The organism is Nonomuraea endophytica, assembly GCF_014203235.1.
Taxonomy (GTDB): domain Bacteria; phylum Actinomycetota; class Actinomycetes; order Streptosporangiales; family Streptosporangiaceae; genus Nonomuraea; species Nonomuraea endophytica.
Map to the genome: position 1 here is coordinate 563027 of NZ_JACHIN010000001.1, position 17536 is coordinate 580562.

Genomic DNA, 17536 nt, shown 5'->3' on the forward strand with positions numbered 1-17536 from the left:
CCCGAACGACCAGCCCAGCCGACGGCGAGCCCCTCGAAACGGCCCCCAGCCCCAGAAGACAAGCCCCGGAAGAAGACCGCACGCGCAGAAGCGCGGAAGACCCGCACGCGCAGAAACCGCACGCGCAGAAGACAGCACGCGTGGAAGAACCAGCACACACACGCAAGAAGACAGCGAAACGGCCCGCACCGGCGAGCGGTGCGGGCCGTGGCGACCTCAAGAGGTCAGTGGCGACCTCAGGAAGATCAGTGGCGACCTGAAAGAGCCAGGAAGCGATCAGTGGCCGTGGCCGTGACCGTGTCCGCCGCCGGCGGCGGGGGCCTCCTCCTCGGGCTTCTCGACCACCAGGGCCTCCGTCGTGAGCAGCATGCCGGCGATGGACGCCGCATTCTGCACCGCCGAGCGGGTGACCTTGACGGGGTCGATGACGCCCTGGTCGATCAGGTTGCCGTACTCGCCGGTCGCGGCGTTGAGGCCGTGGCCCGCGGGCAGTTCCGCCACCTTGTGGGTGACGACGTAGCCCTCGAGGCCGGCGTTCTCGGCGATCCAGCGGGTCGGCTCGACCAGCGCGCGGCGGACGACGCCCACGCCAGTGGCCTCGTCACCGGTCAGGCCGAGGTCGTCCAGCTCCTTGCCGACGTGGATCAGCGCGGTGCCGCCGCCGGAGACGATGCCCTCCTCGATCGCGGCGCGCGTCGCGGAGATCGCGTCCTCGAGACGGTGCTTCTTCTCCTTGAGCTCGACCTCGGTGGCGGCGCCGACTCGCAGCACGCACACACCGCCGGCCAGCTTGGCCAGGCGCTCCTGCAGCTTCTCGCGGTCCCAGTCGGAGTCGGACTGCTCGATGGCGAGCTTGATCTCCTTGACCCGGTCCTCGATCGCCTGCGCGTCGCCGGCGCCGTCCACGATGGTGGTGGCGTCCTTGGTGACGACGATGCGGCGGGCCGTGCCGAGCACCTCGAGACCGACGTGCTCCAGCTTGAGGCCGACCTCCTCGGCGACGACCTGGCCGCCGGTGAGGATGGCGATGTCCTGAAGCATCGCCTTGCGACGGTCACCGAAGCCCGGGGCCTTGACGGCCACGGAGGTGAACGTGCCGCGGATCTTGTTGGTGACCAGGACGGCCAGGGCTTCGCCCTCGACGTCCTCGGCGACCACGAACAGCGGCTTCTTGGTCTGGGCGACCTGCTCCAGCAGCGGCAGGAAGTCCGCGATGGAGGCGATCTTGCTCTGGGTGAGCAGCACGTAGGCGTCCTCCAGGACGGCCTCCATGCGCTCGGGGTCGGTCACCATGTACTGCGACAGGTAGCCCTTGTCGAACTGCATGCCCTCGGTGAACTCGAGCTCCATGCCCATGGCGTTGGACTCTTCGACGGTGAGGACGCCGTCCTTGCCCACCTTGTCGAACGCCTCGGCGATCAGGTCGCCGATCTTGGAGTCCTGGGCGGAGATCGTCGCGACGTTGGCGATCTCCTTCTTGTCACCGACCTCGCGGGCGCTGGCGATCAGCTTGTCGCTGATGGCCTTGGCGGCCTTGTCGATCCCGCGCTTCAGCGACAGCGGCGAGGCGCCGGCGGCGACGTTGCGCAGACCTTCGCGGACCATGGCCTGGGCCAGGACGGTCGCGGTGGTGGTGCCGTCACCCGCGATGTCGTTGGTCTTGGTGGCCACTTCCTTGGCGAGCTGGGCGCCGAGGTTCTCGTAGCGGTCTTCCAGCTCGATCTCGCGAGCGATGGTGACGCCGTCGTTCGTGATCGTCGGAGCACCGAACTTCTTGTCGATGACGACGTTACGGCCACGCGGGCCGAGGGTTACCTTCACGGCGTCCGCGAGGGCGTTGACGCCACGCTCAAGAGCGCGCCGCGCGTCCTCGTCGAACTCCAGGATCTTCGCCATTTGGTTGAAAGTCCTCTCCTAGCGTCGAAAGCCCCGGTCGCCTCTGCTGAGAGCTGCGTCCGGGGCCCGACACATACCGGCTTACTTCTCGATGATCGCGAGAACGTCGCGGGCGGAGAGCACGAGGTACTCCTCGCCGCCGTACTTGACCTCGGTGCCGCCGTACTTGCTGTAGAGGACGATGTCGCCCTCGGCGACGTCAAGCGGAATCCGCTTGTCGCCGTCCTCGTCCCAGTTGCCGGGGCCCACCGCGAGGACCTTGCCCTCTTGCGGCTTCTCCTTGGCGGTGTCTGGGATGACCAGGCCGGAAGCGGTGGTCTGCTCGGCCTCAAGCGGCTGGACCACAATGCGGTCGCCGAGCGGCTTAACGGGAACCTTAGTGGCGGTCGTCACGATCGGACCTCCCCTTCAGATTTGAATGATCTAGAAGAGGCGACCAGCGGGGCCTGCCGTCGCGGGTGGTAGACCTGCCTCGTCGCACGTTGGCACTCTCAAGGGGAGAGTGCCAACACGAAACATATGCAAGAGGGGCTTGACAGTCAACATGAACCGGCTCAGCGCGCATAAGAGCCTTCTCGCAGCTCGGAGAGGATACCTGGCCTGCTGGGGGCCCATCCGAGCGCCGCGCGGGTTCGCGCAGAGCTGACACGCTGGCTCAGCGCGAGCGCTTCGGCGAACGGCAGGCCCACGACCTGCGCCGCCTCCGCCACCGGCCACGACACCACGTCAGCCCCCTCACCGACCCCCACCGAGCCCGCCGCGGCCGCTGCCACCAGCGCGAGCGGCACGTGCTCCTCCGCCACCCCGTGGTAGACCGTGCCAGGCCGCCCCTTCTCCACCGCCGTCACGATCAGCTCGGCCAGGTCGTCCACGTGAACGAACGTCGAACCCTCCCCGCCCTCGCCCACGTGCACCCCGCTCCCGCGCTCGGCCGCCCAGCCGCGCAGCATCACCGGAATCCCTCCGCCACGCCCGTGCACCAGCCCGGGCCGCACCACCACGCCACCCGCGCCGAGCACCAGATCCTCCACCTTCGGCCGGTACCCCACGATCGGGATCGGGTCGGCCGCGCTCTCCTCGTGCCCGTCCTCGGTCGCGCCGAGCACCCAGACGCCGCTCACGTACACCACCGGCCTGCCCGTGCCGAGCAGCGCCCCGATCACCTGCAGGTCCCTCGCCTCGTCGCCGGTGAGCTGCGCCGCGTGCACGACCGCGTCGACGTCCTGCGTCACGGCCGCGGTGATCGACGCCGCGTCGGCCAGGTCCCCATACCTCTCCTCCGGTACGGCGGGCAGCCGCCTGCCCCCGTCCGCGGCCGGCCGTACCAGGGCCACGACCTCATGGCCGCGCCCGGCGAGCTCCTCGACGAGCGCGCCCCCGACGTACCCGGTCGCGCCCAGCACCAGAACCTTCATCGCTCTTCCACCCCAAACACTTCGACATCGAAACTTTCGACGTGGAGGACAGTAGCCCGCGCCCCCGAACATTTCAACCTCAAAGTTTTTGATAGTGTGCGAACCATGCGAGACGCAGTGGACGCGATCACGAAGCAGTGGGCCGCCGCCCGCCCCGACGTGGACGTGAGCCCGATGGGCGTGGTGGGCCGCCTGTCCCGTGCCTCGCGCCTGCTGGAGCGGGGCATCAAGGAGTTCTTCGCCGAGCACGGGCTGGAGCCGTGGGAGTTCGACATGCTCGCCACGTTGCTGCGCGGCAACCCCGAGCACACCATGTGCATGAAGGACCTGGCCGCCTCCGCCCTGGTCAGCCCCGGCGCCCTGACCAACCGCATGGACCGCCTGGTGGAACGCGGCCTGGTGCGCCGCTGGCCACTGGAGAGCAACCGCCGCATGGTCCTGGTCGCCCTGACCGACGAAGGCGAACGCCTGGCCGGCGACCTCCTCGCCCTCCACGTCGCCAACGAGGCCGAACTCCTGTCCGCCCTCACCCCCGCCGACCAGAAAGCCCTGGCCGAAACCCTCCGCAAACTCCTGGTCTCCCTCGGCGACACGGAGCTGTGATCGCTGCCACCACAACCGCTACTGTGAGTGACGTGACCGCCACGACGGACCGTCCGAGAGACGTGCTGGCCAACTGGCCGCACCCGCCCGACGGAGGCTGGAAGGCCGACGATCTCGACCTCCTGCCGCAGGACGGGCCAGACGGCGAGCTGGATCTCTTCAAGCACGTCGAGCTCATCGACGGAACCCTCATTCTCAGGTCCCCCCAACGCCGCTTCCACGAACGCGTCGTCCAGAAGCTCGCATACGCGCTCAGGCAGCAGGCTCCCGAGTCCTTGGCCGTGGCCACACGGATGGACATCAAGATCGGCAAGCGACAGCGCACCTGCCCCGACATCGTGGTGATCGACACAGCTGCCGACAGCCACAACGCCACGTCCTACCCCCCGGAGGCCGTCCACCTGGTCGTCGAGGTGGTCTCCCCCGAGTCCGAGTATCGGGACCGTGAGGTCAAGCCCCGGATCTACGCCGACGCCGGCATCAAGCACTTCTGGCTGGTCGAAGAAGAGGAAGGCAAGCCCGTCATCCTCAGCTACGTGCTGGACGAGGTCACGCACTTCTACCGTGCCGACGCCACCCACCACGGCAGGCTCACCGCCAAGTCCCCGTTCCCCGTCGAGGTCGACTTCGCCGATCTGTTGAGATGAGCACGTGCACTAACGTCAGATGACGTGGACCTCGACGCCTTTCTCGATCTGCTGACGCCGCGTGGCCGGAAGGCTCTGGACGAGGCGGTCGAGCTGGGTGGGAGCGATCCGGTCAAGGCGGCCACGCGGCTCAGGAAGACCTACGACAGCGCGCTCACCTCGGCCGCCCTCACCCAGGCCGGGCTCAGGGAGCGGGCGGTGGCGAAGTTCGGGGACGACGCCCGGGTGATGTACTTCACGCCGCACGGGCTGGAGCAGTCCACCCGGGCCGAGGTGGCGAAGCATCGGGCGCGGCGGCTGACGGCGGCGGTTCGTGGGGCGGCGCGGGTGGCGGACGCTTGTTGCGGGATCGGCGGGGACGCGCTGGAGCTCGCGCGGGCCGGGCATCACGTGGACGCCGTCGAGCTCGATCCGCTCACCGCCGCCGTGGCGCGGGCGAACGCGGAGGCGCTGGGGGTCGGGGAGCGGGTACGCGTGCGGGTGGGGGACGCGGCGGAGGTGGCCCCGGAGGAGTACGACGCGTTGTTCGCCGATCCGGCCCGCCGTACCGCGAGAGGGAGGACTTTCGATCCGCAGGCCTACTCGCCGCCGTGGCCGGTGGTCATGGATCTGGTGGGGCGGGCGCGGATGTCGTGCCTGAAGGTGGCGCCGGGGATTCCGTACGAGTACATACCGGAGGCGGCCGAGGCGGAGTGGGTCTCGTACAAGGGGGAGGTCAAGGAGGCGGCGCTCTGGACTCCCGGGCAGGCGGGGCGCAGGGCGACGTTGCTGCCGGGCGGGCAGACGCTCACGCCGACGGGGGTGCGGGCGGCGGTGGGCGAGCTCGGGCGGTACGTCTACGAGCCCGACGGGGCGGCGATCCGGGCCCATCTGGTGGGCGAGGTGGCCGAGATGGTGGGCGGGCGGCTGGCGGATCCGATGATCGCCTACATCACCGGGGACGAGCCGGTGGACACGCCCTGGGCGTCCAGGTATGAGGTGGACGAGGCGCTGCCGTTCTCGCTGAAGCGGCTGCGGGCGGCACTCCGGGCCCGCGAAATAGGAAATGTCACCATCAAGAAGCGTGGCTCAGCCGTGGACATCGAACGATTGCGGCGAGACCTGAGACTTTCCGGTGACAAGTCCGGAGTAATCATCCTCACGCGGATTATGAACCATCCTTTTGTTCTCATCTGCCTGGGGCTCCCACCTGCATAAATGACAAAACAGGATCTTTTCCAGTCCCCCCGACGGACCTTGATCCAAAGGCTAAGGTGGACGCGCGGGAGTTCTCCCCCCTATAGCGGATTACCGCGTTCTCCTTCAGTCATTGCAAACCGGACCTATCCCACCGCTGCGCGGCACTCCGTCGGCGAGTGAAGGAGCTTTCGGTGGATCATTCCAATCACACCACCCTTTTGCAGGCCGGCGGCCAGACCGCCATATCCGACAGGATGCGGGAACTACTCGCGCGCGCCGCCCAGGACCACGTCTACGAGCAGCGCACCCAAGGGGCCGTGCTCGACGAGATCCGCCAGCGGCTCGAAGGCATGGAGTGGCTGCTGCGCGAGGTGCGCGAGCGAGAGCTGGGCGGCCTGAGCGGCACGCTCGAATCCGTGAGCGGCCGCCTCGACGACATCTCCGCCAAGCCGCCCATCTGGGCCGAAGGGCTCGCCCAGCACGTGGAGGCGGTGCGCGACCACGTCGACGCCGTCGGCGAGCAGATCGGCAACGTCGACGCCCGCGTCGAGAACGTCAGCCAGCGCGTCAGCCCCGTCATCGAGCTGCCCAGCCTGTGGGCCGACGTCGGCACGGTCGGCGAGAGCGTCGACGAGGCGCTCAAGCGGCTGCAGACGGTGCTCGACGGCACCGAGGGCATCGCCAAGCGGCTGGGCGAGTTCGCCGGGAAGCTCGGGCAGCTCAACTCCAGCATGGAGGCGGCGGCCAACCGCTTCACCAGGCTCGACAAGTCCATCGGCGAGCTGGTGGCGCGTACCGACCGGATCGAGGGCGGCATGGCCGACCTGTCCGACACGCTCACCACCCGCATCGACGCGGTCGGCGATGAGCTCAAGGGCGCCGTCGAGCAGGTCGACGCGAGGGTCGGGACGGCGGAGGAGCGCCTGTCCGGCCGCCTCGACGGTCTCGACAGCCGGGTCGACCGGGTCGACGGCCGCCTCATCGCCGTCGACGGCAGGCTCAACAGCGTCGACGGCCGCATCGAGACCGCCGACGAGTGCCTGGCCGACATCGACACCCGCCTCGACGGCATCGACGGCAGGGTCGGCGGCGTCGACAACCGCCTCGGCGGCCTCGACAAGCGTGTAGGCGAGCTCGGCACCCACATCGGCGACCTCGACAACCACATGGGCAAGCGCATCGGCGACCTCGACGGCCGGATCGAGGCCCGCTTCGAGACGCTCGACGGGCGGGTCACCATCGTCGACGAGTGGCTGGCCGCCGCCGACCAGCACCGCTCCGACACCGCCACGCGCACCGAGGGCCGCTTCAACAAGCTCGACAACGCCTTCGAATCCCTCGACGAGCGCCTCGGCGAGGTCGAGGAGCACGTGGTCGCCCGCTTCGACGGCGTCGACACCCAGCTCACCCGCGGCACCGAGCAGCTGGAGGGCGTCGACGACCGGGTCGAGGCGGTCAACCAGCGCGTCGGCCAGCTGCCCGCGACGCTGGCGATCGCCGACCGGGTCGGCGAACTGCTCGACTCGCAGACGACCGAGCAGGTCAAGCGCTTCGACGCCATCGACGAACGCCTGGCCGCCGCCTCCGCCGAACTCTCGGCCACGATCGAGGCCCGCCCGGACCGCGACGAACTCACCCAGTCCGTCACCGACGCCTCCACCGACCTCACCAAGCGCCTCGGCGCCCTGGAGGAGACCATGCTCGCCCTCGCCGAGGCGCTGCTCCGTCCGACGCGCTCCAAAGACTAAGAGCTTTCGGAGCTGTTACGGCAGAAGCCCACCTACCCGCCCCGCCATACCCCTGACCGTCCGTCGAGCGATGGTCGTGAGGGCTCACGGGGTGCTCGCCGTGACAACTCCGCTCTTGACCGGGTTCCGTGCGCCGCGCTGGCCGCCGTCCAGCGCGGCGCCGAACCCCACCGACCAACACCCCACCGCGCGGCGCCGAAAACCCCCAGGGACCAGTGCACCTACACGGCGCTCCGAGATCTACCCCCACGCCACCGATGCCCTCTCAGCCTCGGTGGCGTCCCTGTGTCATGGGCCTCCAGGCGTGGGCTTACACGTGGACGGTTGTGACGGGCATGGACGAGTCGGCCGGGATGTCCAGCGCCGACGGGGTGATTCCGGCCGCCACCAGGTCCGAACCCAGTGCGGCGACCATGGCGCCGTTGTCGGTGCAGAGGCCGGGGCGGGGCACGCGCAGCCGTACGCCGGCCTTGTCGCAACGTTCCTGGGCCAGCGCGCGCAGCCGTGAGTTGGCCGCGACGCCACCGCCGATGAGCAGGTCCTTCACGTCGTACTTCTTGCACGCCTGAAGGGCCTTGCGGGTCAGCACGTCCACCACGGCCTCCTGGAAGGAGGCGGCGACGTCGGGCACGTGGACGGACTCCTGGGCCTCGACCCAGCGGGCCACGGCGGTCTTCAGTCCGGAGAAGGAGAAGTCGAGGGTGCCGTCGTCCATCTTGCCGCGGGGGAAGCCGATCGCGGTGGCGGAGCCTTCGCGGGCGGCGCGGTCGATGTAGGGGCCTCCGGGGAAGGGCAGGCCGAGGACCCGCGCGACCTTGTCGAAGGCCTCGCCGGCGGCGTCGTCGACGGTGGAGCCGAGGGAGATCACGTCCTGGGCCACGTCGGGGACCAGGAGAAGCGACGAGTGACCGCCGGACACCAGCATGGCGATGCAGGGTTTGGGCAGCGGCCCGTGTTCGAGCTGGTCGACGGCGACGTGGGCGGCCAGGTGGTTGACGCCGTAGAGGGGGACGCCCAGGCCCAGCGAGTACGACTTGGCGGCGGCCACGCCCACCAGCAGCGCCCCGGCCAGCCCGGGTCCGGCGGTGACCGCGATCGCGTCGATGTCGGAGAAGGTCAGGCCCGCCTCGGCCAGCGCGCCCTCCACGACCGGCGTCATCGCCTCCAGGTGCGCCCGCGAGGCCACCTCCGGCACCACGCCGCCGAACCTGGCGTGCTCGTGCATGCTGGAGGCGATCGTGTTGGCCAGCAGCGTGTGCCCGCGTACGATCCCGACGCCGGTCTCGTCGCACGAGGTCTCGATGCCGAGGACCAGGGGTTCGTCCTTGTCAGCCATCCAGCTTCCTTCTCATCATGACCGCGTCGGTGCCGTCGTCGTAATAGCGCCGGCGCAGGCCGATCTCCTCGAAACCGAACCGTTCGTAGACCGCCTTGGCCCGCGGGTTGTCGGCCCTGACCTCCAGGAAGATCTCCCTGGCGCCGCGCCGGCGTGCCTCGCCGAGCAGTTCGGTCAGCATCGCGCCGCCGATGCCGCGGCCCTGGTGGTCCTGCAGCACCGCGATGGTCTGCACGTCGGCCTGGTCGCCGGCGGCGGCGAGCCCCGCGTAGCCGACGATCTCGCCGTCGTCGCGCATCGCGACGACGTAGTGCCGGGTACGCGGCTGGTCGGCCAGCTCGCCGCGCATCATCCCCTCGCTCCACGCGTCCAGCGGGAACGTCGCGCGTTCGATGGCCATGACCGCGGGCAGGTCCGCGTCGGTCATCTGCCGCAGTCTCACGCCCGCTCCCTGGTCCGCCTGGGCTCCCTGTCGGTCACCTTCTTGGGCGCCTTGGGCTCGACCGCGTCGGGCCGCCGCAGGTAGATGGGGCGCGGCTCGTCGAGCGGCTGCCCCGCCGCGATGCGCTCGGCCGCCAGCGCGGCCAGAAACCCCGCCAAGGGGTACGGCGGCGCCACCGCGGCCCCCAGCACCTCCGGATAGAGGTCGGCACCGGCGACCGGCAGCCCGCCTCGCGGAATGTCGGCAGGTTTGTCCACGTAAGGCCCCTCGGCCCGGGTGCGCGCGTCGTCGTAGCGGGCCCAGAACAGTTCCTTGCGCCGCGCGTCGGTCACCACGAGGAAGGGCTCGTCGCGGCGGGTGCCGTAGGCGAGGGCGTCGAGCGTGCAGACGCCGTAGACCTCGGCCAGCCCGATCGCGGTGCCGAGCCCTTGGGCGGTCATCAGCCCGACCCGCAGCCCGGTGTAGGGGCCGGGGCCGGTGCCGGCGACGATGGCGGTCACGTCGCGCAGCCGCACCCGAGCCTCTGCCAGCACCTTCTCGATGGTGGGCACGAGGAGCTCGCCGTGGCGGCGCGCGTCGACCGTGGTGGACTCGGCGAGCACGCGGTCACCGTCGTGGAGAGCGGCGGTGACGGCGGGTGTCGCGGTATCGAAAGCCAGGACCAGCACGAACAATGAGCCTACCGGCCCCGCGTCATGACCATCCTGTTCGCTGGCGAAGCCAGTCGACGGCGACCTCGCCCTGCGCCGCCTGGAAAGCCCTGACGGTGGGGATGCCGGGGGGCGGCGGCTGGCGGCTCTGCCGTACGAAAAAGCCGGCCAGGGCGGCGATGACGCAGGTCAGGGCCGGGTCGGGGTCGGTGAGCAGCTCGGCGGGACGAGGGCCGCCCTGCATGGCGACGGACGGCAGCATGGCCAGCCGGTCGAACCAGGGGGCGCCCAGGCAGGCGTAGGGCCAGTCGACGACGTAGACGCGTTCGTCGGTGAGCAGGACGTTGTCGGCGCGCAGGTCGGCGTGGACGAGCGTGTCGCCGGCGGCGGCGCCCTCCCACCCGGGCTCCAGCTCGGCCAGGGCGTCGAGGTTGCGGACGATCCACGGGTCGAGCCCGTCGTGGTCCTCTCCGAGCAGCTGGCGCCAGCCGTGGAACATCGGCCCGAAGATCTCGGCGATGGGCGGCACGTCGATGGGCGCGGGGGTGAGCGAGGCGGCCAGATCGCCGACGGCGGCCAGGACGCGGTCGAGCTCGTCGCGCCGCCACGGCATCGCCGGTGTACGGCCGTCGATGTCCTCGAAGAGCAGCACCACCCAGCCGTCCTGCTCGAAGGAGGTGAGCATGCGCGGCGCGGGCACGCTGGGCGGCAGCGCGGCGGCCACGCGGGCCTCGGCGCGGTAGAGGGCGGTGGCCCGGTCGTTGACGCCGGGGCCGACCGCCTTGACGAAGGCGCGGCGGCCGGTGTCGAGCAGCAGCCGCGCGGCGGTGGCGGGCGAGAAGCCGCCGGTCTGGGTGACGGCCTCGGCCACGCGCCCGCCGAGCACGTGCTCGACCCGGGCGCGCACCGGCGCCGCCACCTCCGACCAGGGAACTCTTACTCCGGAGGCATCAGGCGGGGGAGGCATAGACGATGACGTTATCGTCGTACTCGCCCTTGGCGTAATCGAATTTTCCGCCGCAGGTGACCAGCTTGAGCCCGTCGTCGACGTAGACGCGCTTGGCCGGGAAGTCGTTCTTGTGCACCTGCTCGACCGAGTCGACCTTGTACTCAGCGGTCTTGCCGTCGCTGCGCTCCACCCGGACGATCTGGCCCTTACGCAGGTGCCGCAGCTTGTAGAAGACGGCCGGGGCGGTCTTGGTGTCCACGTGGCCGACGATGACGGAGGCGCCCTTCTCCCCCGGGACCGCGCTCTTCTCGTACCACCCGGCCAGCTTGGGCTTCTCGTACGGCGGCAGCTCGACCTCGCCGTCCTTCGTCAGCCCGAGCTTCATCAGCGGCGCGTCCACGTCGATCGACGGGATCCCGATGCTCTCCGGGACCACCGCCTCGGCCTTCTTCTCCACGGTCTTGCCGAACGCCACCAGCACCAGGCCGGTGATCGCGCCCGCCAGCACGATCCGTCCCGCACGGGCCATGCTCAGGCCCGGCGGCGCTTGAGGATCAGTACGGCGCCGCCCGCCAGGGCCAGTCCGACGATCACGCCGACGGGGCCGATCGGCATCGAGGAGTCGTCACCGGCGTCCTGGCCGAACGTGCCGCCGCCGCCCGCCCTGGGCGCCTTGGTGGGCACGCCGGTGGGCGTGTCATCGGTGGCCCTGACCACGCGCAGCGTGGCCTTGCCGGTGTGGCTGGTGCCGTCGCACTTGACGTCGACGGTGTAGTTGCCGCGTTTGACGGTGCCGGAGACCGACGCCTGCCCGCGTACCCAGGGGACGGGCGCGGGGGTCGCTGTGGCGGTGGCTGGGCTGGCCGACGGGGTGGCGGGCGGCACCGGGTTGAGCGTGACGCCGGACAGGAACGCGTTGGACGAGGCGGTGCCGACGTGCGCGGGCCCACCGGTGGGCACCGGGCAGTTGGCCAGGATCCAGACCTTGGAGGTCTCGCCGGCGGTGACGCGGTCGGGGTTGAGCTGGACGTCGATGGGCGCCCGGGTGGCGCTCGCGGTGGCCTGTGGGGAGGTGGTCGCGGTCGTGGTGGGACTCCCTGTGGGCGAGCCTGTGGGTTCGGTCGAGGCGTCGGCTGTGCAGCCGACGACGCCGATCATGACGATGGCACCTGCGCACGCGACTTGCCTGACCCTGAGCACGGCCGCACCCCACTCCGCCGACTTCCCTTAGCATCCACCAGAATTGTGGATACCGCCCCACCTGATACCCAGAAAATCTAGGTAAATCCATGACCAATGATCATGATTTACGCCAATGTCGATACTCGTCAAGGGTGCCAGGGTTGCCGGGGCCTGAGGAGCGTTTTACTCTTCTACGCGATCAGACGGCGTGTCGGCCCAGCGCTCGCCCACTGCGCGCAGGCTGACCAGGCGGACGTCGTCGCCGCCCTCCCGGTCGATGTGGATCTCCAGCCGGTCCTCCGACAGGCCCTCCACCAGGCCCTCGCCCCACTCGACGACCGTGACCGACTCCTCCAGCGAGGCGTCCAGGTCGAGGTCGTCAACCTCAAGGTCCCCGCCCAGCCGGTACGCGTCCGCGTGCACGAGCGGCGGCCCCTCGCACAGCGACGGATGCACGCGGGCGATGACGAACGTGGGCGAGGTGATCGGGCCGCGGACCTTCAGGCCTTCGGCGATCCCCTGGACCATCGTGGTCTTCCCGGCGCCCAGCGGGCCGGACAGCACCAGCAGGTCTCCCGCGCGCAGCCGGGCGGCCAGCCGCGCGCCGTACGCGCGCATGTCCTCGGCGGTGGCGAGCCTTTCCACTAGATCTCCTTGATCAGATCGCGCAGCGCCTCGTTGATCACGGCGGGGCGCTCCAGCTGGATGAGGTGCGAGGTGTCGGCCACCTCGGTGAAGCTCGCCCTGGGCAGCGCCTCGGCCATCGCCCTGCCGTGCTCGGGCGGGGTGAGCCAGTCCTTGTCGCCCACCAGGATCGCGGTCGGCACCGGGTCGAGCACGTGCAGCGCCGAGAGCTTGTCGTGGTCCATGAGCGCCGGGTAGAAGTTCGCGAACACCTCGGTCGGGGTGGCGCGGATCATCGACTCGGCGAAGTCGACCAGGGTCGGGCTGACGTTCTTGGAGTCGCCGAAACCGACGAAGCGGGTGATCAGGAAGGCGATGTCGCTGCCGGCGTGGCGGGTCTTGTCCACGAAGGAGCCGCGCTTGCCGAGCAGGGAGATCGTGCCCGGTGCGATCTTGTGGACCGCCTTGGAGACCATCGCGGGCAGGCCCAGCGTCAGCTCGGCCAGCTTTCCCGCGCTGGTGGCCATGAGCGAGACGGCGCGGATCTTGTCGCCGAACAGCTCGGGGTGGCGGTCGGCCAGCGCCATGATGGTCATGCCGCCCATCGAGTGGCCGACCAGCACGCACGGGCCGGGCACGAAGCGCTCCAGCACCTCGGCCAGGTCGTCGCCGAGCCGGTCGATCGTGCTGTCCTCGGGGGCGGCGCGCTGTGAGCGGCCGTGTGAGCGCTGGTCCCACAGCACCAGGCGGTAGTCCTCACGCAGGTCGCGGCGCTGGTAGTGCCAGGACTCCAGGTTGAGGCAGTAGCCGTGGCACAGCACGATCGTCAGCGGCGCGTCCTCGGGGCCGTCGATCTGCACGTGCAGGTCGATGCCGTCGGAGGTGGTGTGGGTGCGCTCTCGGCCGCGCAGCTCGCCGAAGGGCTCGCTGGCCTCGGAGTCGGGGCGCAGCCTGATCCGGCCCACCGCGAGGCGCTTGGCCAGGGCCAGCCCCGCGACGCCCGCCGAAGCGGCGCCGACGATCGCGCCGGCGATCCCAACCTTCCGCCGTGTTGTCGTCGTCATGTCCCCTCATAAACTCTCGGCACGCGTGCGCCGATCTTCGTCACGATCTCATGCGTGATCGTGCCGAGGTTATCCGCCCATTCCTGCAAGGTGGCCTCGCCGTCCTTGCCAGGTCCGAACAGGACGACCTCGTCCCCTGCGGCGATGACGTCGTCATCGACGTCGATCATGAACTGGTCCATGCACACCCGGCCGGCGATCGCCCTGCGACGGCCTCCCGCCAGCACCTCGACCCGCCCCGTCGCGTGTCTGAGGATCCCGTCGGCGTACCCGAGGGGAACCAGGCCAAGCGTTGTCTCGCGATCTGTGACATAAAGGTGCCCATAGGACACTCCGGAATTCTCCGGCATGCGCTTGGCCAGGGCGAGCCTGGCCACCAGGGTCATCGCCTGGCGCAGACCGAAATCACCCCGCTCGGGGATCGGGCTCAGGCCGTAGAGGGCGATGCCCGGCCGTACCAGATCGAAGCGGGCGCGCGGCACGTCGACCAGCGCGGCGGAGTTGGCGATGTGCCTGATCACGTGGGAGCCGCTGAGACCCGCCTGGTCGGCCATCTTGAGCGCCTGGTCGAAGGCGTCGAGCTGCGCCTCGATCGAGGGGTGGCCGGGGATGTCGGCGCAGGCGAAGTGGGACCACAGGCCCACGACCTCGACGGCGCCCTCGGCCCGCAGCGCCGCCGCGGCGGCCAGCAGCTCGGGCCAGGCGGCGAGCGGCGAACCGCCCCTGCTCATGCCCGTGTCGGCCTCCAGGTGCACCTTCGCGGTGATGCCGGTGGCACGCGCCGCGGCGGCCATCTCCCCCAGCAGCCCCGTCTCCGCCGCCGACAGCTCGACGTCCGCGCGCAGCGCCTCCTCGTACGGCCCGCCCCGCGTCAGCAGCCACGACGTGACCGGAGCGGTGATCCCGGCGGCCCGAAGCGCCAGCCCCTCGCTCAGCGTGGCGGTGCCCAACCGGCCCACCCCCGCGTCGAGCAGGGTCCGCGACACCCGCACCAGCCCGTGCCCGTAGGCGTCGGCCTTGACCACGCCCATCAACGCGGCGCCGTCGGCGTGCTCGGTGAGCACGGCGACGTTGTGCCTGATGGCGGACAGATCGATGCGGGCCTCGGCAGGAGATGTCATCTTTCCAGTGTGTCAGCTGGACTCGATGCTTGAGCGAGGTTCGATCGCAGCCCGCTTGCAGCTAGGAGAGCGACCTGATCGCCGCCGGGATCGCGGCGGCCACGTCCGCGGTGACCAGCGGCGCCCCGTCGGCGGCCAGCCGTCCGGCCAGCCCGTGCAGGTACGCCCCGCACGACCCGGCGTCATAACAGCTCAGCCCCTGGGCCAGCAGCGCCCCCGCCACCCCGGCCAGCACGTCGCCGGTGCCGCCCGTGGCCAGCGCCGGGGTGCCCGTGCGGTTGACCCGCACCGGCCTGTCCTGCTCGGCCACCAGCGTCGTGGAGCCCTTGAGCAGCACCGTCACGCCGAGGTCGGCCGCCGCCCGGCGGGCGTGCTCCAGCCTGCTCGCCTCGACGCGCTCGCGCGGGACCCGCATCAGCCGCGCCAGTTCCCCGGCGTGCGGCGTGATCAGCACGGGCGCGCTGCGGCGCAGCAGCGTGGGGTCGCGCGAGACCAGCGTGAGCGCGTCGGCGTCCACCAGCACGGGCACGTCGCTGGCCAGCACCCTCCTGGCCAGCTCGTGGGCGAAGTCGCCGGTGCCGAGCCCGGGGCCGAGCACCCACGCCTGCACGCGGCCGACGCCGTCGAGCGAGGGCTCGCGCAGCTCGGTGATGACCGCCTCCGGCCAGTGGGAGCGCACCTGCGCCACGGGCGCGGCGGTGCCCACGTAGCGCACCATCCCGGCCCCGGCGTGCAGCGCCCCGCCGACGGCCAGCACGGCGGCGCCCGTGTATTCCTCGCTGCCCGCGGCCACGCCCACCACGCCTCTGCGGTACTTGTCGGACTCCGCGCCCGGCTCCGGCAGCAGGTCGGCGACGTCACCGTCGGTGAGCGCCGCGACGTCCGGATCCGGCAGGTACGCGCCCAGCCCGATGTCGACCAGCTCCAGCCGCCCGGTGTAGCCGGCGCCGGGGTCGATCAGCAACCCGGTCTTGCAGGCGCCCATCGTGACCGTCACGTGCGCCTGTATAGCGGCCCCAGGCACCCGGCCCGTGCTCGCGTCCACCCCGGACGGCACGTCCACGGCGACCACCAGCCCCGGCCCCTGGTTCGCCCGCGCCACGGCCTTCGCGTACGGCTCGCGCAGCGCCCCCGTCACCCCGATCCCGACCAGCCCGTCGACGACCAGGTCCGCCCGGTCCACGGCCTCGATGCCGCGCACCCGCCCGCCCGCCTGCCGCAGGGCCGCCAGCCCGGCCTCGTGCACCTTGCTGCCCGCCAGGACCGCCTCGACCTGGGCGCCGCGCCGCGCCAGCCGTACGCCGGCATAGAGGGCGTCGCCGCCGTTGTCGCCGCTGCCGACGAGCAGGACTACCCGCGCCCCGTAGACGCGCCCGAGCATGGCGGCGCAGCAGGCTGCCAGGCCGGCGGCGGCGCGCTCCATCAGCGTCCCGTCGGGCAGGCGCGCCATGAGCGCCTGCTCGGCGGCCCTGATCTGATCGGCGGTGTAGGCGGTAAGCATGATCAGAAGCTATCCCTCCGCGATCACATAGGCCATCGCCACACCGGCGTCGTGCGAGAGCGAGAGGTGCCAGCGTTTGACGCCCAGGCCGTAGGCGACCTCGGCGGCCTTGCCGCGCACGCGCAGCTCTGGCCGGCCGTTCTCGTCGCAGACGACCTCGGCCTCCAGGTGGCCGAGGCCGTCGGGCGCGCCGAGGGCCTTGGCGACGGCCTCCTTGGCGGCGAAGCGGGCGGCCAGGGAGTGGACGGCCCGGCCCTTCTGCTCGTCCTCGGTGAACAGCCTGCCGCGCAGCCCCGGGGTGCGCTCCAAGGCCGCCGCGAACCGCTTGACGTCCACCACGTCCACCCCGATGCCCAGGATCATGTCTCCAGGCTAGGGCAGGCGGGTCGCGAGGCCGTCGAGGATGCGGTCCACGCCGTAGCGGAAGTCCCGGTCGCGCATCGCCGCGGGGCCGCCGCCGTCCTTCAGGATGTGCTCGTCCAGCGCCTGGAGCCGGGGCAGCTCCCGGTTGGTCTCCGCGGCCGCCGCGCGGATCTGGGCCTCCAGCTCCTCCTCGGTCTGGCCGAGCCTGGCCAGCATCGACAGCAGCGCCGCCTCGGAGGTCGACATCCCGATGACGTAGGAGATGAGCGTGCTCATGGCCTGGCTGGCCTCGTCGAGCTCGAACCCGGCCTGGTTGAAGATGGCCAGCATGCGGTCGGTCTGACGCATCAGGTTGGGGCCGAGCTCGGCCAGGCCGACCTGGCCCAGGACCGAGGCCACCCACGGGTGGCGCAGGATCATCGAGCGCAGGCTGTCGGCGCACGCGAACGCCGCCTCCCGCCAGTCGCCGCCGGCCTCGGGCACGCGCAGCTCGCCGTACACCTCGTCGACGACGAGCTCGATGAGCTCGTCCTTGTTGGCGACGTGGCGGTACAGAGAGGTGGCGCCGGCGTTGAGCCGGGTGCCGAGCGTGCGCATGCTGAGGTTGTCCATGCCCTCTTCATCGAGGAGCTTCACGGCCTCCGCCACGATGCGCTCACGGCTGAGGGCGGGTTGCTGCTGCTGGCGGCGCGGGCGCGTCCACACCGAGGGGATGGGCTGCTTCTGGGCGGGCATGTGAAACTCCTCTCACGTGCCCACCAGCATAGCGCACGACGTACGCGGGATGCGAACGTTCTGGATGCCCGCGCACGTCGT

General features: G+C 70.8%; 19 protein-coding genes. 4 read left to right on the plus strand and 15 right to left on the minus strand.

What is annotated here, in order from left to right; translation table 11 throughout:
- Positions 1–276 precede the first annotated feature (276 nt).
- The 3 genes from groL to HNR40_RS02495 all read right to left on the minus strand — a co-directional run bounded on the left by groL (position 277) and on the right by HNR40_RS02495 (position 3311).
- Positions 277–1896: a chaperonin GroEL gene (gene groL, locus HNR40_RS02485; protein WP_184958019.1), complete on the minus strand. Its 1620-nt coding sequence runs from the start codon at positions 1894–1896 to the stop codon at positions 277–279.
- An 81-nt stretch (positions 1897–1977) separates the two neighbouring features.
- Positions 1978–2289 (minus strand): co-chaperone GroES, encoded by a 312-nt coding sequence (gene groES, locus HNR40_RS02490; protein ID WP_184958020.1) that lies wholly within the window; start codon positions 2287–2289, stop codon positions 1978–1980.
- A 161-nt stretch (positions 2290–2450) separates the two neighbouring features.
- Positions 2451–3311 carry an NAD-dependent epimerase/dehydratase family protein gene (locus tag HNR40_RS02495; protein ID WP_184958021.1) on the minus strand — a complete coding sequence of 287 codons (861 nt, stop codon included), beginning with the start codon at positions 3309–3311 and terminating at the stop codon, positions 2451–2453.
- A gap of 105 nt (positions 3312–3416) precedes the next feature.
- On the opposite strand from HNR40_RS02495, the gene HNR40_RS02500 reads away from it, so the two are divergent.
- The 4 genes from HNR40_RS02500 (at position 3417) to HNR40_RS02515 (ending at position 7488) form a co-directional block, all read left to right on the plus strand.
- The gene (locus HNR40_RS02500; protein WP_184958022.1) at positions 3417–3914 is read left to right on the plus strand and encodes a MarR family winged helix-turn-helix transcriptional regulator; all 498 of its coding nucleotides are present in this window, start codon (positions 3417–3419) and stop codon (positions 3912–3914) included.
- 32 nt (positions 3915–3946) lie between these two features.
- Complete coding sequence (locus HNR40_RS02505) at positions 3947–4561, plus strand: Uma2 family endonuclease (RefSeq protein WP_184958023.1); 615 nt, start codon at positions 3947–3949, stop codon at positions 4559–4561.
- Positions 4562–4585: 24 nt separating this feature from the next.
- Complete coding sequence (locus tag HNR40_RS02510; protein WP_184958024.1) at positions 4586–5758, plus strand: class I SAM-dependent methyltransferase; 1173 nt, start codon at positions 4586–4588, stop codon at positions 5756–5758.
- Positions 5759–5931: 173 nt separating this feature from the next.
- Positions 5932–7488: a coiled-coil domain-containing protein gene (locus HNR40_RS02515; RefSeq protein ID WP_184958025.1), complete on the plus strand. Its 1557-nt coding sequence runs from the start codon at positions 5932–5934 to the stop codon at positions 7486–7488.
- A gap of 310 nt (positions 7489–7798) precedes the next feature.
- Here HNR40_RS02515 and tsaD read toward each other — a convergent pair whose 3' ends face one another.
- The 12 genes from tsaD to HNR40_RS02575 form a co-directional block, all read right to left on the minus strand.
- Positions 7799–8824 (minus strand): tRNA (adenosine(37)-N6)-threonylcarbamoyltransferase complex transferase subunit TsaD, encoded by a 1026-nt coding sequence (gene tsaD, locus HNR40_RS02520; RefSeq protein WP_184958026.1) that lies wholly within the window; start codon positions 8822–8824, stop codon positions 7799–7801.
- The gene (gene rimI / locus HNR40_RS02525) at positions 8817–9251 is read right to left on the minus strand and encodes a ribosomal protein S18-alanine N-acetyltransferase (protein ID WP_184959384.1); all 435 of its coding nucleotides are present in this window, start codon (positions 9249–9251) and stop codon (positions 8817–8819) included. Before rimI ends, tsaD begins: the two co-directional genes overlap by 8 nt.
- An 11-nt stretch (positions 9252–9262) precedes the next feature.
- Positions 9263–9934 (minus strand): tRNA (adenosine(37)-N6)-threonylcarbamoyltransferase complex dimerization subunit type 1 TsaB, encoded by a 672-nt coding sequence (tsaB, locus tag HNR40_RS02530; protein ID WP_184958027.1) that lies wholly within the window; start codon positions 9932–9934, stop codon positions 9263–9265.
- Between the two features lie 25 nt (positions 9935–9959).
- Positions 9960–10823: a phosphotransferase family protein gene (locus HNR40_RS02535; protein WP_221339893.1), complete on the minus strand. Its 864-nt coding sequence runs from the start codon at positions 10821–10823 to the stop codon at positions 9960–9962.
- A gap of 43 nt (positions 10824–10866) precedes the next feature.
- Positions 10867–11394: a class F sortase gene (locus tag HNR40_RS02540; protein ID WP_184958029.1), complete on the minus strand. Its 528-nt coding sequence runs from the start codon at positions 11392–11394 to the stop codon at positions 10867–10869.
- Positions 11395–11396: 2 nt separating this feature from the next.
- The gene (locus HNR40_RS02545) at positions 11397–12023 is read right to left on the minus strand and encodes a hypothetical protein (protein WP_184958030.1); all 627 of its coding nucleotides are present in this window, start codon (positions 12021–12023) and stop codon (positions 11397–11399) included.
- Positions 12024–12230: 207 nt separating this feature from the next.
- On the minus strand, positions 12231–12692 hold the full coding sequence (tsaE, locus tag HNR40_RS02550) for a tRNA (adenosine(37)-N6)-threonylcarbamoyltransferase complex ATPase subunit type 1 TsaE (protein WP_312896158.1): 462 nt from the start codon (positions 12690–12692) through the stop codon (positions 12231–12233).
- Entirely contained in the window at positions 12692–13735 is a 1044-nt protein-coding gene (locus HNR40_RS02555) for an alpha/beta fold hydrolase (protein ID WP_184958031.1), read from the minus strand. The genes tsaE and HNR40_RS02555 overlap by 1 nt, the downstream gene beginning before the upstream one ends.
- A complete protein-coding gene (gene alr, locus HNR40_RS02560) occupies positions 13732–14856 on the minus strand; it encodes an alanine racemase (RefSeq protein ID WP_184958032.1) in 1125 nt (374 codons plus the stop codon). Before alr ends, HNR40_RS02555 begins: the two co-directional genes overlap by 4 nt.
- 61 nt (positions 14857–14917) lie before the next feature.
- Complete coding sequence (locus tag HNR40_RS02565) at positions 14918–16357, minus strand: NAD(P)H-hydrate dehydratase (RefSeq protein WP_184958033.1); 1440 nt, start codon at positions 16355–16357, stop codon at positions 14918–14920.
- A 9-nt stretch (positions 16358–16366) separates the two neighbouring features.
- Positions 16367–16720, minus strand: coding sequence for a holo-ACP synthase (locus HNR40_RS02570; protein WP_184958034.1), 354 nt, complete (start codon positions 16718–16720; stop codon positions 16367–16369).
- Positions 16721–16729: 9 nt separating this feature from the next.
- Entirely contained in the window at positions 16730–17455 is a 726-nt protein-coding gene (locus HNR40_RS02575; protein ID WP_184958035.1) for a TetR/AcrR family transcriptional regulator, read from the minus strand.
- Between the last annotated feature and the right edge of the window lie 81 nt (positions 17456–17536).

What these genes read in the sequence shown, in the direction of transcription:
- HNR40_RS02540 (WP_184958029.1), bottom strand. Translation starts at nt 11,394, where the DNA reads ATGGCCCGTGCGGGACGGATCGTGCTGGCGGGCGCGATCACCGGCCTG.
- rimI (WP_184959384.1), bottom strand. Translation starts at nt 9,251, where the DNA reads ATGACCGACGCGGACCTGCCCGCGGTCATGGCCATCGAACGCGCGACG.
- HNR40_RS02545 (WP_184958030.1), bottom strand. Translation starts at nt 12,023, where the DNA reads ATGATCGGCGTCGTCGGCTGCACAGCCGACGCCTCGACCGAACCCACA.
- groL (WP_184958019.1), bottom strand. Translation starts at nt 1,896, where the DNA reads ATGGCGAAGATCCTGGAGTTCGACGAGGACGCGCGGCGCGCTCTTGAG.
- HNR40_RS02500 (WP_184958022.1), top strand. Translation starts at nt 3,417, where the DNA reads ATGCGAGACGCAGTGGACGCGATCACGAAGCAGTGGGCCGCCGCCCGC.
- alr (WP_184958032.1), bottom strand. Translation starts at nt 14,856, where the DNA reads ATGACATCTCCTGCCGAGGCCCGCATCGATCTGTCCGCCATCAGGCAC.
- HNR40_RS02570 (WP_184958034.1), bottom strand. Translation starts at nt 16,720, where the DNA reads ATGATCCTGGGCATCGGGGTGGACGTGGTGGACGTCAAGCGGTTCGCG.
- HNR40_RS02575 (WP_184958035.1), bottom strand. Translation starts at nt 17,455, where the DNA reads ATGCCCGCCCAGAAGCAGCCCATCCCCTCGGTGTGGACGCGCCCGCGC.
- tsaD (WP_184958026.1), bottom strand. Translation starts at nt 8,824, where the DNA reads ATGGCTGACAAGGACGAACCCCTGGTCCTCGGCATCGAGACCTCGTGC.
- HNR40_RS02495 (WP_184958021.1), bottom strand. Translation starts at nt 3,311, where the DNA reads ATGAAGGTTCTGGTGCTGGGCGCGACCGGGTACGTCGGGGGCGCGCTC.
- HNR40_RS02555 (WP_184958031.1), bottom strand. Translation starts at nt 13,735, where the DNA reads ATGACGACGACAACACGGCGGAAGGTTGGGATCGCCGGCGCGATCGTC.
- HNR40_RS02565 (WP_184958033.1), bottom strand. Translation starts at nt 16,357, where the DNA reads ATGCTTACCGCCTACACCGCCGATCAGATCAGGGCCGCCGAGCAGGCG.